Here is a 12,668-nt window from a genome sequence, read left to right on the forward strand (position 1 = left end):
GCCCCGTCGGGTCAAGCGACCGGGTCACGAGATACAGGCATTTCAGCGCGGCAGCGTCGTTGGGGAAGTGCCCGCGGGCACGGACGGCGCGCCGGTAGCGGGCGTTGAGCGACTCGATCGCGTTCGTGGAGCAGATGATGCGGCGGATCTCGACGTCGTAGTCCAGAAACGGGATGAATTCCGCCCATGCGTTCTCCCAGAGCTGCCGGATCGCGGGATACATGGTGCACCACTTCTCGGCGAACTCCTCGAACCTGGCCCTCGCGACAGCTTCGTTGACGGCGGTATAGACCGGCTTGAGGTCGCGGGCGATCTGGTCCCAGTACTTCCGCGACGCGTATTTGAACGTGTTGCGGATCAGGTGGATGATGCATGTCTGCACCGTCGTCAGCTCCCACGTCGTGTTGATCGCGTCCGGGAGGCCTTTCAGCCCGTCGCAGACGACGATGCAGACGTCCTCGACGCCGCGGTTCTTGATCTCGGTGAGCACGCCGAGCCAGAACTTCGCGCCCTCACCACCGTCGCCGGCCCAGATCCCGAGGATGTCGCGTTCCCCGCCCGTGGTGACGCCGACGGCGACGTAGAACGGTTTGTTGCGCACCTGCCCGTCCCGCACCTTCACGACGATCGCGTCGATGAACACCACCGGGTAGACGCGGTCCAACGGACGGTTCTGCCACTCGGTCATCTCCTCGATCACCTTGTCGGTGATCTTCGAGATCGTGTCCTTCGAGACGCTGGCTCCGTAGACATCGTCGAAGTGCGCCGCGACCTCACCGGTCGTGAGCCCGCGCGCGGTCAATGACAGCACGATCTCGTCGATCCCGTCCAGCCGACGCTGCCGCTTGCGCACGATCCTCGGCTGGAACGACCCCTCACGATCCCGGGGAACGTCGATCTGCACTGCACCGACCTCGGTCATCACGGTCTTCGCCCGCGTCCCGTTACGGGCATTCTCGCCGGTGCTGGGCTGGTGCTTGTCATAACCGAGGTGCTCGGTCATCTCGACCTCGAGCGCAGTCTCCAGCACCCGCTTCGTTAGCCCGGCGAGCAGCCCGTCCGGGCCGACCAGGCTGACGCCCTTCTCCTTCGCTTCCGCGAGCAGCTGCTCCGCGATCTGCTGCTGATCGATGATCTCTCCCGTCACAGGATCAATCATCTCGATGACATCGGTCATCGCCTTTCCTTTCGGTCAGGCCAGGACCAGATACACCGTTCGTCTGACACTCCCGGCTTGGCAGCCGCTGCAGCAGTATTCATCCCAGGGATCGGATGGGTTATCGGAGGATTGGTAGCCGCAGCGGGCATCACTTCTTGGATTCTCAACTACCACCAAAGAACAGGTTGGTGGCCTGGTCAACGAGGGGTGATGAATCGCTTCGCGAAGATCACCGCCGTAACTGCCAGCGCGTACATCTGGCTGGCCAAGGCCAAAAAGACAACCAAACCGTCCGGTAAAGAGACGGCAAATAACGTCCCGAGCTGGGCTGTTGGCAAGAGGCGACTTCCGGGAGAGACACCTAGCCAAGCGGCCTCACGTATCGTCAAGCAGTATGGACCCAAGCACGCGACATCGGCGGCTACGAAGTCCTACATTCAGCAAATCAAGAAGCATCTCTCACGGACCGGAAAGTAGGTGGCACCTTGCAGATGTGGATTGCCGTGCACAGATACTTGAGCAGGTACACGTACGGGAGCGATGCGAGGAACACGCACATGCTGGGCTACTTCACCAGCCGGGAGCTCGCCGAGCGTGCCGTGGCCAACCGCCGAACTGAGCCCGGCTTTCGAGACTATCCGGACGACTTCGAGATCGTACAGGTCACACTGGACTCGATCATCGACCCACCGATCAGGATGAGCTGATGCCCGGGAAGACTTTCGAATCCACTGAGACCGGTCAGCGGTCTGAGCGTGTGTGGTGTCTCAAGCTCGTGCAGAAGGAACACAACCGGTTGAACGGCCACCCGGAAGCGCTCTACGGAGTCTTCTCCACACGCGAGAAGGCCGTGGAGGCGCGAGACATCCTGATCCGAAAGAAGGGGCGCAGACCGGGCAAGTTCCGAATCGTCATGGAGGATGTCGACTCCGAATACGACGAAGGCGGCTTCTTCGAGTACGTCATGACGCCGCCACCCGGCCGGCGGGGCAGGAAGCTGTTCGCAGAAATCAAATGGGACTAGAGCCGGGTTCCACCGTCACCTCCGCACGAGGGCCTCCTACGCGGAGACGGGCTCGCGCCGCCCCGCCAGCCGGGCGTAGCGTCCGCCCGCCGCGAGGAGCTCCTGCGGCGTGCCGCGCTCGGCGATCCGCCCGTCCTCGAGGACCACGAGCTGGTCCGCGTCCTCGATGGTGGAGAGCCGGTGGGCGATCGTCAGGGTCGTGCGGCCCTCTGCGAGCCGGTCCAGCGCCGCCTGCACCTCCGCCTCGGTCGAGTTGTCCAGGGCCGAGGTGGCCTCGTCGAGGACGAGGACCTTCGGGTTGCGCAGCAGGGTGCGGGCGATGGCCAGGCGCTGCTGCTCGCCGCCGGAGAAGCGGTGGCCGCGGGCGCCGACCACGGTGTCCAGCCCTTCGGGCAGCGAAGCCACGAGGGAGGCGATGCGCGCCGCCGCGAGGGCGTTCCACAGCTGCGCCTCCGTGGCGCCGGGCGCGGCGAGCAACAGGTTCTCGCGGATCGAGGCGTGCTGCAGGTAGGACTCCTGGGAGACGACGCCGACGATTCCCGCGAGGTCGTCCGGGTGCAGCTCCCGCACCTCCACCCCGTCGATCGACAGACGGCCCGCGCTCGGGTCGAAGAGCCGCGGCAGGAGGGCGCCGAGCGTGGACTTGCCGGATCCCGTCGGCCCGACGACGGCCGTCGTGGTCCCGGCCCCGAGGACCAGGTCGATGCCGCGCAGGACCGGGGCCCCGTCGTCGTACGCGAAATCCACGCCCTCGAAGCGGACCTCGCCCCGCACGGCGCGCGGATCCAGCCGCACGGGGCGCACGGGAGGGGCGACGTCCGGGACCAGGTCGAGGTACTCGAAGATGCGGCTGAAGAGCGCCATCGCGGTGACCCACTGCACGCCGACGTTGAGCAGTCCCATGATGGGACGGAAGATCGCGCCCTGCAGGGCCGTGAACGCCACGAGCGTGCCGATCGTCATGCCGCCGGAAACGGCCGGGAATCCCGCCGCGAGGTAGATGACCGCGGGGATCGCCGCGAAGACGATCCCCATGGTGGCCATGCGCCAGCGGCCGGCCAGCTGCGAGCGCAGCTCCAGGCCGATGAGCCGCTCGGAGGACTCCGCGAAGCGCGCGGCGTCCCGGCCCGTGGTCCCGAGGGTCTTCGCCAGGCGGACGCCGGAGACGGAGAGCCCCTCCTCGACGAAGGTGTGCAGGCCGGCCAGCTCGCGCTGGCGCTCCGCGGTGATGTCGCGGCGCAGCAGGGCCACGCGGCGGCTCAGGTAGATGGCCGGGGGCAGGACCAGGAGGGACAGCAGGCTCAGCTGCGGGGAGAGGGCGATCATCGCGACGGCGGTCGCGACGGCGGTGGTCAGGTTCGAGGCCACCGACGTCGCGGTGCTCGTCACGACGGACTGCATGCCCGAGATGTCGTGGGTGAGCCGGGATTGGACCTCGCCCCCACGGGTCCGGGTGAAGAAGCCGAGCGATTGGCGCTGGACGTGGGTGAAGAGCGCGGTGCGCAGGGCGTGCATGACGCGCTGGCCCATGCGCGTGGCCATCCAGGTCTGGACGACGCCGATCACGGCGGTCGCGGCGGCGACGGCCACGAGCCCGCCGGCGAGCCAGGCCAGGAGCGCGGTGTCCTGGTGCGGCAGCGCGTCGTCGATGATGGCCCGGACCAGGAAGGGCTGGGCGAGGCCGATCACCGAGGACGCGCTGATGAGCAGGACGACGACGGCGAGGGTGCCGCGGTGGGGGGAGAAGAGCGCCGCGATGCGGCGCAGGCTGACCGGGTGGCTCGTGAGCTGGCTGCGGTCGGCGGGGTCGACGCGTGCGGGGCCGCGGCCGCCGGACGCGCCGGGAAGTTCGGGACCGTCCTGGCTGCGACCGCCGGATCGGCGGGAGCGGGACGGGGTGGCAGCGGAATGAAGGGTCGCTGTCATGGGACACCACCTCCAGTGGGTGACGGGTGCGGGTTCCGCACCGGGTAATACCGAGGTTACCTCACAATGTGGTTGCAGGTCAAATGTTCAACCTCCGCGCGGGGTCCCTCCCGGCACCCGGAACCTAGAATGGAGGTGACGGGAAACCCCCGCCCACGGCAGGAAAGCCAGGTGGTCGCCATGGCCCGCGCAATCGAACACCCCTCCGAGAACCCGATCGGCCCCATGCAGCGCCACGGCCCCTTCACGGCGCACGCCGCGGCGGACAGTCCCGGTCAGCCGCACCTCGCCGGAGCGCAGATCCCCGGCCCGGGAGCGGGCCGGCTGCTCGCCGGCCAGGACGGACGTTTGCCGGACGACGCCGCCGATCCGCTCGAGCGCGAAGGCCACCTCCCCGGCGCCCGCGGCTTCCTGAGCCGGCTGACGCGGCGCCGATAGACTGGGGCGCATGTCCGCCTCGCCGTCCGACTCCCCAGACCTGGGCGAGCTGTTCCACACCGCCTTCCGCGGCCTGCGCCGGCTCTGGGCCGAGCAGCTGGCCCCCTACGGGCTCACGCCGCACCAGTGGCGGGCCCTGCATGCGGTCGTCGGGCACGCCGACGACGCCGGGGCCGCGCCCGGAGTGCGCCTCAAGGACCTCGCCGCCGCCCTCCGGATCGCCCCGCGCTCGGCCACCGAGGTCGTGGACCTCCTCGAGGCCCAGGACCTGGTCCGGCGCCGCCCCGACCCCGTGGACCGCCGGGCCGTCCTCGTCGACGTGACGCAGAAGGGCGCGCGCCTCCACGCGGCCGTGAGGGAGTCGCGGCGCACGAGCAGCGACGAGTACTTCTCCCGGCTCGACGCCGCCGACCGCCGCGAGCTCGCCCGCCTGCTGGCCGGCCTGCGCTCGGCCTCCGACGACCAGGCGCCCGCCTGACCGCCGGGGGCCGGCCGCTCGCGGCTAGGCGCTCATGGCCCGCACCGCGAGCCCTGCCCGCGTCATGAGCGCGTCGAAGACCCGCATCCGCCCGAAGCGCAGGGCGTAGCCGCGCGCCCGCGCCGCGCGTTCCGCCCGTTCCCGCCCCGTGAGCGTCAGCGCGGCGTCAAGGGCCCGGGCGATCGCCGCCGGATCGCCCGGGGGCACCACGAGCGCGGTGTCGCCGACGGCTTCGAGCGTGCCGCCGACGTCCGTCGTGATCACGGGGCCGCCACCGGCCAGCATGGACTCGGCGAGCGTGATGCCGAAGGTCTCCACGAACTCCGGCAGCGGCTTGGTCGCCAGCACGTAGGCCGCGCTGCCCGCCATGATGTGGGGCTTCTCGGCGTCGTCGACGTCGGTCAGGAACGTGATCCGCTCCGCGGCCGGGGAGGCGGCGGCGACGGCGCGCAGCTGCTCCTCCCCCGGGCCGCGTCCGACGACGACGAGCCGCGTCCCGGCCGCGGCGCGGCTCGCGGCGAATCCCGCGATGAGGTCGTCGATGCCCTTGGCCGGCATGAGCCGGGACAGGGACAGCACGTATCCGCCGGGTTCGAGCCCGCGCGCGTCCAGGACCCGGGCGGTCTCGGCCGGGTCCAGGGTGGTCCACGCCGCGGTGTCGATGGCCGGGTAGGAGACGCCGACGCGCTGCCGGCACGCCGCGGCGAAGCGCGTGCCGTGGCGGATATCGAGCTCTGCCGCGGCCTCCACGATCGCCTCGATCGTGTACCGGGAGACGGCCACGCACTGGTCCTGGGAGAGGTAGGCGGACAGCAGGCGCGCGGCCGCGCCGAAGTCGTCGGCCGCCACGGCGGCCCGCACCACGTTGGTGATGTCGCTCCCGACGGCCTCGGCGATCGTCGTGACGTTGACGGGCAGTCCCGTGGCCCGCGCCGTCGTGAGCGCATCCGCGACGGCGAGGGTGTGCGGCATGAGGTACAGGCTCATGGCCACGGTCGGCACGCCGTCGGTGAACAGCTCGACGAGCCGGCCCGTGAGCGCCGTGAGGTGGCGCCCGTCGGGGATCTTGTAGTCGCCGACGGGCTCCGGCCGCTCGACCGTGATCCCGTGCGAATACCCCAGGATGCGGTCCGCCGGCTTGAGCGGCAGGCCCGTGGCCTCGAGCAGCCCGATCGGCCACGTGAGGATCCGCACGTCGTCGAAGCCGCGCAGCAGGGCGGCCTCGGCGAGGTTGCGGGCCTCGACCGAGTGGCCGCAGATCACGGGGTCGGCGCGGACCACGATGACGAGGCGCCGCGTGGGGAGGGTGCTGCTGACCATGGCGGTCTCCTTCTCTTCCGATGCCGGCGGCGCCTCGTGGCGCCGCCGTGTGGTGCCGTGGCGGGGGTCTAGCCGGGCGGGACGAGGAATACGGATCCGGAGGGCGGGCGCTCCCGCACGCCCCAGGACCCGGGGCGGTCGCCGAGGCGCAGTTGAAGGCTCCGCGCCGCGGCCAGCTCGGTGGACGTGGTCCAGGTGCGTTCCAGGGGCCGGCCGTCGAGCCGGGCCTCCTGGACGTACTGCACGGGCCCGCCCGGCTCCGGGGCGCGGAAGCCCAGCGTCTCGATCGACAGCCCGCCGCCGGGGACCTCGAGCCGCGCGGAGCGGAACGACGGCGGGCCCAGCAGCACGATCCCCTGCCCGGCGACGGGGAACAGGCCCAGCGCCGCCCAGACGTACCAGGAGCTCAGTCCCCCGGAGTCGTCATTGCCGGGCAGCCCGCCGGGACCGGTGCCGAACTGGTTCATCACGGCGGCGTGCACGACCTCGGCCGTCCGGTCGGGGCGGCCGGCGTAGTGGTAGGCCCACGGGGCGTCCAGGTCCGGCTCGTTGTTCAGTCCCTCGAAGCGCCCGAGCGCGTACCCGGCCTCCATCTCCGGCGCCCCCGGGCGCCGGCCGGGCTGGCGCACGGCGGAGGCGCCGAAGCCGAAGAAGCGGTCCAGCAGCCGGGTGAAGGCCGCGTCGCCGCCCGCGAGCGCGATCCGGGAACGCATGTCCGGCAGGAGCCGGAACGAGTAGTTCCACGCGCCGCCCTCGTAGTAGGTCGAGGGGCGCAGCAGGCCCGTGGAGGGATCAAAGGCGTTGCGCCACCACGTCGCCGGCTCGTCGAGCTCCGCCGCCAGGTGGTGGTCGCCGACCCGGCGGGCGATCTGCGCCGCGCACCAGTATCCGACGGCGAGGTCCAGCGTGTGGCTCAACGGCTCGGCGGAGCCGTGGAGGAGGAAGTCCTCGCCGTAGCCGCGGCGCAGGTCGTGGTGCAGGTGGACGAGGGCCCGGTCCCAGTCCAGCCCGGGCAGCCCGCGCGCACAGAGCTCGGCGAGGAAGGTGTGGGCGAGCGCGCTGCCCTGCCGGGAGAAGCGGTCGGCGCCGCGGGCCATCCGGTAGCCGATCGGGAAGTTGCCTTCCTCCTCGCAGATCGTCACGAGGGCGTTGGCGAGCTCGACGGCGCGGTCCGGGAAGAGGAGCGCCAGGAGCGGCAACTGCGTGCGGTAGATGTCCCACAGCGTGCACAGGTCGAACGCGAACGCCCCGTGCCCGGGCCAGAACGGGCTCTCGTCGGGCGCGAACGCCGGCTTGACGAGCGAGTGGTAGAGGGCGGTCGAGAACACGGTCTGACGTCCGGCGTCGTCCGCGTCCACCCGCACCGCGCCCAGGTGCGCGTCCCACGCCGCCCGGGCCGCCCCGGAGACCCGGGCGAACGCGCCGGGGCCGGATCCCCCGTCCCGCTCGAGGTTGGCCCGCGCCTGCTCGGGGCCGCGCAGGGAGAAGCCGATCCGCACCTCGACGGGCGCCTCGGGCGCGGCCGCCCCCGCCCACAGGAGCCCGAAGCCCCGCAGCGTCGTGGGCCGGATCGCGTCGAAGTCGAGCCGCGAACCGCCGCGCATCAGGCGGCGGTCGTACCAGAGCATCTGCTGCCAGCCCAGGGCGTCGCACTCGATGTGCACGGAGAGCGGGGCGCCCTCGACGACGATGCGGCCCTGGGCGACGCCCGGCGCCACGAGCTCCAGGTGGGCGCGCAGCGGCACCGTCTCACCGTGCGGGATCGCGAGCCCGCCCTGGGAGAAGTCGACGACGATCCGCGCGTCCTCGTGGCGCGGGAAGACGTAGCGGTGCACGACCGACTTGGGCCCCGCGACGAGCTCGGCCCGGACCCCGGAATCCAGCGTGGCCGCGTAGTAGCCGGGGACCGCCCGCTCGTCGCCGAGGCCGTAGGCGGTGCCGAGCGCGTCGAGCGGCTGGAGCATGGGCGTGACGCGGAAGTAGTTGTAGTACTTGCGGATCGCGCCCGTGCCCGATTGCTGGAAATGCGTGAAGCCGCTCGCCTCCTGGCGGGACCGGATCTCCTCGGGCACGCCCTCCGTCGCGAGCCCGTACCGGCCGTAGCCCGTGGGATAGGCGCCCGAGTACGCGCACGCCGAGACCATGCCGAACGGGTAGGCCGCGCCCGGGTGCGTGTTGCCGATCTGCGGCTTGGGAAACCACCACGTCGCGGCCAGGCCCACGGGCTCCGGCAGAGCCGTGGGGGCGGTCCCGATGAACGGATCGACCGCCGCCGCCGGGCCCGCCGCGCGGGGCGCGTGCTCTTCCATGGCCCCACGCTAGGCGCGGGACGTGTCGCCCCTGTTTCGCGCCGGTAAAGCCGCGGAGACTAGCCTTCCGCCTTGCCGCGGCGCCAATAGCCCATAAAGGCGACCTGCTTGCGGTCGATCCCGACGTCGCGGACGAGGTAGCGGCGCAGCTCCTTGATCACGCCCGCCTCGCCGGCGATCCACGCGTAGAACGGCGCCGAGGTGCCCTGCGTGGTCTCCCACAGGATCGTCGCATCCACGTCGACGTCCTCCGGCTCGGCCGGCGCGCCGGCGGCGCCCTCCGCGCCCGCCTCCGGCGCGCGGACGGCCTCGCGCACCGCGGCGTCGAGCAGCTCGCCGTGGGCGCGGCCCTCGCGCGGGAGCCAGCGCACCGCGACGCCGGAGCGGCTCGGGCCGTCCAGGACGTCCGCGGCCGTCGGGACCTCGATGAGCGCGTCGCCCGTGAAGCCGGCCGGGAGGGCGTCGAGGATGGAGCAGATCGCCGGCGCGGCGGTCTCGTCGCCCGCGAGCAGGAGGCGCCGGGCGGCGCCGGGACGGAACTCGATGCCACCGTAGTCCGGACCCGTCAGACGGCCGTTGGGGCCGAGCAGCGTCAGCGGGTCCCCGGCCACCGCGCCGGCCGCCCACACGGACGCCGGACCGCCGACGAGCCGGCCGTCCTCCTCGTGGACGTGCATGACGAAGTCGATGTCGATCTCGGGCCCGTCGCCCAGGTTCCCGGGGTGGCCCGCGGCGCGGTGCGCGCGGATCGTGTAGGTGCGCATGGAGCCGCGGACCGCCGGATCCAGGGCGAGCCACGCGCGGTACCAGCCCGCTGCCTCGTCCTCCGAGATCGTGCCGTCCGGGCGCAGTGAGGCGAACGGGTCGTCCCCGCCGGCCGGGGCGCCCTCGGGCGGGATGATGGCCTTGACCCGCACGTCCAGCGGGTGCCCGCCGACGCCGAAGTGGGCCAGGTCCTCCCCCGTGAAGGTGATGCGGCGGAAGCCCGGGCCGAGGTCCTGGACCGCGCCGACCGTGAGGCGGTAGGCGAGGGTCGGGCAGACCTCGGCGGAGGGGCGCGCGGACGGCGCGGCCCCGGCGTCGTCCGCGGCATCCGCGGCGTCGCCGGCCTCCGCGGCGAGCTCCGCCATGGCCTGCGCCGCGTCCCCCGCCGAGCCGGGCTCGACGACGCGGTTGCGCCCGATCGGCAGCACGAGCGGCGTGCCCGCGACCGGGTCCGGGATCACGCGGCACTCCATGCCGAACACGTCGCGCACGACCTCTTCCGTGACGACGCCGGCCGGGGAGCCCTCGGCGACGATCCGCCCCTTCTTCAGGGCCACGAGGTGGTCGGCATAGCGGGCGGCCAGGTTCAGGTCGTGGAGCACGATCGCCACGGTGGTGCCGCGGCTGCGGTTCAGCTCGGAGACGACGTCGAGCACCTCGAGCTGGTGGGAGACGTCGAGGAAGGTCGTGGGCTCGTCGAGGAGGAGCAGCTCGGTCTCCTGCGCGAGCGCCATCGCGATCCAGACGCGCTGGCGCTGGCCCCCGGAAAGCTCGTCGATGGGCCGCTCGGCGAGCTCGGCCGTGCCCGTGGCGGCGAGGGCGCGTTCGACGGCGGCGTCGTCGTCCGCGGACCAGCGGCGGAACCAGCCCTGGTGCGGGTAGCGGCCGCGGCCCACGAGCTCGGCGACCGTGATCCCGTCGGGCGCGATCGGCGACTGCGGCAGCAGCCCGAGCACGCGCGCGACCTCGCGGGCGGGCTCGGTGTGGATGTCCTTGCCGTCGAGCAGCACGGTGCCCCCGGCCGGCTTGAGCAGCCGCGAGAGCCCGCGCAGCAGGGTCGACTTGCCGCAGCCGTTGGCGCCCACGATCATCGTGATCTTCCCGGCCGGCAGCTCGAGGGTCAGGTCCTCGACGATGCGGGCGTCGTCGTAGGACAGCGTCAGTTCGTTCGCCTGCAGGGTGGTCATGGTCAGCCTCCGGTTCCTCGGGAGTTGGAGCGCACCAGCAGCCAGAGGAGGAACGGTGCGCCGAGCGCGCCGGTCACCACCCCCACGGGCAGGCTGGTTGCGCCGAATGCGTTGGAGCCCGCGAACTCCGCGCCGAGCACCAGGACGGCGCCGGTGAGCGCGGAGCAGAGCAGGCTGGGCCGCCCGCCGCAGAGCATGCGGGCGATCGGGCCGGACAGGAACGCGACGAACGCGAGCGGTCCGGTGACGGAGATCGCCGCGGCGCACAGGGCCACGCCGATGACGACGATGCCGAGCCGCGTGGCACGGACGTTCAGTCCCAGCGCCGCGGCGGAGTCGTCGCCGAGGGCGAGGATGCGCAGCCGCGCGGAGGCGAACGCCGCGAGCGGGAAGAGCACGGCGAGGGCCGCGGCCAGGATCCCGGCGCGCTCCCACGTGCTCGTGTTGAGCGAGCCGACGAGCCAGTGCAGGGCCTCGCCCGCCGTGCGCACGTCGGTCCGGGTCAGCAGGTAGTTGATGACGGCCTGGAGCATCGCGGCGAAGCCGATGCCCATGAGGATGAGCCGCCCGCCCGTGTGCCGGCCGGAGTCCGCGAGGGCGTAGAGGGCCAGCGCGACGGCGAGGCCGCCGAAGAACGCGAGCGCCCCCAGCGCGGGACCCTGCAGGGAGAAGACGAGGATGCCGACGACGGCGGCGGCCGCGGAACCGTAGCCGACGCCGATCACGTCGGGGCTCGCGAGGGGGTTGCGCAGGAGCGTCTGGAACGTCGAACCGGACGCGCCGAATGCCGCGCCGGCGAGGATCCCGACGACGGCTGCCGGCAGCCGGTCGTCCATGACGATGAAGCTCACGCCCGGGATCGTCCGGCCGCCGAGGACGGCGAGGAAGTCCGGCAGCGACACCACGAAGGTGCCGAGGAGGACCTTGCAGAAGAAGAGGACGACGACGGCGCCCGCGAGGGCGGCGGCGACGGTGCGGGTGCGGCGGCGCGAGGCGTGGCCGGGGGCCGGGACCGCGCGCTCGGCCCGGGTCGCGGGGGCGCTCACAGGGTCACCTGCTTCCGGGTGCGGATGAGCCAGATGAAGACGGGGGCGCCGATGACGGCCGTCATGACGCCGACCTGGACCTCCGACGGCGGCAGCAGGACGCGGCCCGTGACGTCGGCGAGCAGCAGCAGGACGGGCCCGGCGAGGAGCGAGAGCGGCAGCACGGTGCGGTAGTCGCCGCCCGTGAGCGCGCGGACGGCGTGCGGCACGACGAGGCCGACGAAGGCGATCGGCCCGGCCAGCGCCGTGGCGCCGCCGCAGAGCAGGACGATCCCGAGACCGGAGACGAGACGGGCGCGGCCGATGCGGATCCCGAGGCCGCGGGCGGCGTCGTCCCCGAGAGCGAGGGCGTTGAAGAGGCGGGCCGAGCCGAGCGCGATCAGCGCGCCGACGGCGAGGAAGCCGGCGACCTGGGCGGCGTCCTCGAGCGGGCGGGCGGCGAGCGTGCCGACCTGCCAGAAGCGGAAGCCGTCCAGCGCGGTGCGGCTCGTCAGGAGCACGGCGTTCATGAGGCTCGTGAGCCCCGCGGCCAGGGCGGCGCCCGCGAGGGCGAGCTTGACCGGCGTCGCACCCTCCCTCCCGATGCTGGCGACGAGGTAGACGACGACGGCGCCGAGGGCGGCGCCGGCGAACGCGAACCAGATGTACCCGGTGAGGCTTCCGATCCCGAAGAAGGAGATGCCCGCGACGACCGCGAGCGCCGCGCCGGCGTTGATGCCGAGGATCCCCGGGTCGGCGAGGGGGTTGCGGGTCACGCCCTGCATCGCGGCGCCGGCGAGGCCCAGGGCGGCGCCGACCATGAGCCCGACGACGGTGCGGGGAATGCGCGTCTGGACCACGACGTGGTCTCCGTTCTCCGGGTCCGTCGCCGTGAGGGCCTCCCAGACCGTGGACAGGCTCAGGGGCCGGGCCCCCACCGCGATCGAGAGGAAGACGGCGGCGACGAGCACGGTGAGCAGGACGGCGCCGAGCAGGGGTGCCTTGGCCCTCATGCCGTGCTCCTTCCTAGACTGGGG

The 12,668-nt window shown here is 72.5% G+C and carries 12 protein-coding genes; 5 read left to right on the plus strand and 7 right to left on the minus strand.

Annotated elements, in window-relative coordinates:
• A partial coding sequence (locus tag ACQ3I4_RS05805) for an IS256 family transposase (protein ID WP_430633170.1) occupies positions 1-1,159 on the minus strand: 1,159 nt, incomplete at its 3' end.
• 75 nt (positions 1,160-1,234) lie between these two features.
• Between ACQ3I4_RS05805 and ACQ3I4_RS05810 the strand changes: the two genes are divergently transcribed.
• The 3 genes from ACQ3I4_RS05810 (at position 1,235) to ACQ3I4_RS05820 (ending at position 2,183) form a co-directional block, all read left to right on the plus strand.
• Positions 1,235-1,636, plus strand: a complete 402-nt coding sequence (locus ACQ3I4_RS05810; protein WP_430633070.1) for a hypothetical protein — start codon at positions 1,235-1,237, stop codon at positions 1,634-1,636.
• A gap of 80 nt (positions 1,637-1,716) precedes the next feature.
• Positions 1,717-1,866, plus strand: coding sequence for a hypothetical protein (locus tag ACQ3I4_RS05815; RefSeq protein WP_329863580.1), 150 nt, complete (start codon positions 1,717-1,719; stop codon positions 1,864-1,866).
• Complete coding sequence (locus tag ACQ3I4_RS05820) at positions 1,866-2,183, plus strand: hypothetical protein (RefSeq protein ID WP_329863582.1); 318 nt, start codon at positions 1,866-1,868, stop codon at positions 2,181-2,183. The genes ACQ3I4_RS05815 and ACQ3I4_RS05820 overlap by 1 nt, the downstream gene beginning before the upstream one ends.
• 36 nt (positions 2,184-2,219) lie before the next feature.
• On the opposite strand, the gene ACQ3I4_RS05825 is transcribed toward ACQ3I4_RS05820, so the two are convergent.
• Positions 2,220-4,109 carry an ABC transporter ATP-binding protein gene (locus ACQ3I4_RS05825; RefSeq protein ID WP_329863584.1) on the minus strand — a complete coding sequence of 630 codons (1,890 nt, stop codon included), beginning with the start codon at positions 4,107-4,109 and terminating at the stop codon, positions 2,220-2,222.
• A gap of 180 nt (positions 4,110-4,289) precedes the next feature.
• Here ACQ3I4_RS05825 and ACQ3I4_RS05830 point away from each other — a divergent pair, with 180 nt between their 5' ends.
• Both ACQ3I4_RS05830 and ACQ3I4_RS05835 read left to right on the plus strand, forming a co-directional pair.
• Entirely contained in the window at positions 4,290-4,547 is a 258-nt protein-coding gene (locus ACQ3I4_RS05830; protein WP_329863586.1) for a hypothetical protein, read from the plus strand.
• Positions 4,548-4,557: 10 nt separating this feature from the next.
• Positions 4,558-5,025 (plus strand): MarR family winged helix-turn-helix transcriptional regulator, encoded by a 468-nt coding sequence (locus tag ACQ3I4_RS05835; RefSeq protein ID WP_329863588.1) that lies wholly within the window; start codon positions 4,558-4,560, stop codon positions 5,023-5,025.
• Between the two features lie 24 nt (positions 5,026-5,049).
• On the opposite strand, the gene ACQ3I4_RS05840 is transcribed toward ACQ3I4_RS05835, so the two are convergent.
• From ACQ3I4_RS05840 to ACQ3I4_RS05860, 5 genes are all read right to left on the minus strand, one after another.
• Positions 5,050-6,345, minus strand: a complete 1,296-nt coding sequence (locus ACQ3I4_RS05840; RefSeq protein ID WP_430633071.1) for a glycosyltransferase — start codon at positions 6,343-6,345, stop codon at positions 5,050-5,052.
• 68 nt (positions 6,346-6,413) lie between these two features.
• On the minus strand, positions 6,414-8,654 hold the full coding sequence (locus tag ACQ3I4_RS05845) for a glycoside hydrolase domain-containing protein (protein ID WP_430633072.1): 2,241 nt from the start codon (positions 8,652-8,654) through the stop codon (positions 6,414-6,416).
• Positions 8,655-8,713: 59 nt separating this feature from the next.
• On the minus strand, positions 8,714-10,606 hold the full coding sequence (locus ACQ3I4_RS05850) for an SIP domain-containing protein (protein ID WP_430633073.1): 1,893 nt from the start codon (positions 10,604-10,606) through the stop codon (positions 8,714-8,716).
• Between the two features lie 2 nt (positions 10,607-10,608).
• Positions 10,609-11,652, minus strand: coding sequence for a FecCD family ABC transporter permease (locus ACQ3I4_RS05855; RefSeq protein ID WP_430633074.1), 1,044 nt, complete (start codon positions 11,650-11,652; stop codon positions 10,609-10,611).
• Complete coding sequence (locus tag ACQ3I4_RS05860; protein ID WP_430633075.1) at positions 11,649-12,644, minus strand: FecCD family ABC transporter permease; 996 nt, start codon at positions 12,642-12,644, stop codon at positions 11,649-11,651. Before ACQ3I4_RS05860 ends, ACQ3I4_RS05855 begins: the two co-directional genes overlap by 4 nt.
• Between the last annotated feature and the right edge of the window lie 24 nt (positions 12,645-12,668).

Source organism: Zafaria sp. Z1313, assembly GCF_050563205.1.
Taxonomy (GTDB): Bacteria; Actinomycetota; Actinomycetes; order Actinomycetales; family Micrococcaceae; genus JAZDCJ01.

Excerpts from the sequence above, each read along its gene's own strand:
- ACQ3I4_RS05815 (WP_329863580.1), top strand. The coding sequence starts at position 1,717 with ATGCTGGGCTACTTCACCAGCCGGGAGCTCGCCGAGCGTGCCGTGGCC.
- ACQ3I4_RS05820 (WP_329863582.1), top strand. The coding sequence starts at position 1,866 with ATGCCCGGGAAGACTTTCGAATCCACTGAGACCGGTCAGCGGTCTGAG.
- ACQ3I4_RS05825 (WP_329863584.1), bottom strand. The coding sequence starts at position 4,109 with ATGACAGCGACCCTTCATTCCGCTGCCACCCCGTCCCGCTCCCGCCGA.
- ACQ3I4_RS05830 (WP_329863586.1), top strand. The coding sequence starts at position 4,290 with ATGGCCCGCGCAATCGAACACCCCTCCGAGAACCCGATCGGCCCCATG.
- ACQ3I4_RS05835 (WP_329863588.1), top strand. The coding sequence starts at position 4,558 with ATGTCCGCCTCGCCGTCCGACTCCCCAGACCTGGGCGAGCTGTTCCAC.
- ACQ3I4_RS05840 (WP_430633071.1), bottom strand. The coding sequence starts at position 6,345 with ATGGTCAGCAGCACCCTCCCCACGCGGCGCCTCGTCATCGTGGTCCGC.
- ACQ3I4_RS05845 (WP_430633072.1), bottom strand. The coding sequence starts at position 8,654 with ATGGAAGAGCACGCGCCCCGCGCGGCGGGCCCGGCGGCGGCGGTCGAT.
- ACQ3I4_RS05850 (WP_430633073.1), bottom strand. The coding sequence starts at position 10,606 with ATGACCACCCTGCAGGCGAACGAACTGACGCTGTCCTACGACGACGCC.
- ACQ3I4_RS05860 (WP_430633075.1), bottom strand. The coding sequence starts at position 12,644 with ATGAGGGCCAAGGCACCCCTGCTCGGCGCCGTCCTGCTCACCGTGCTC.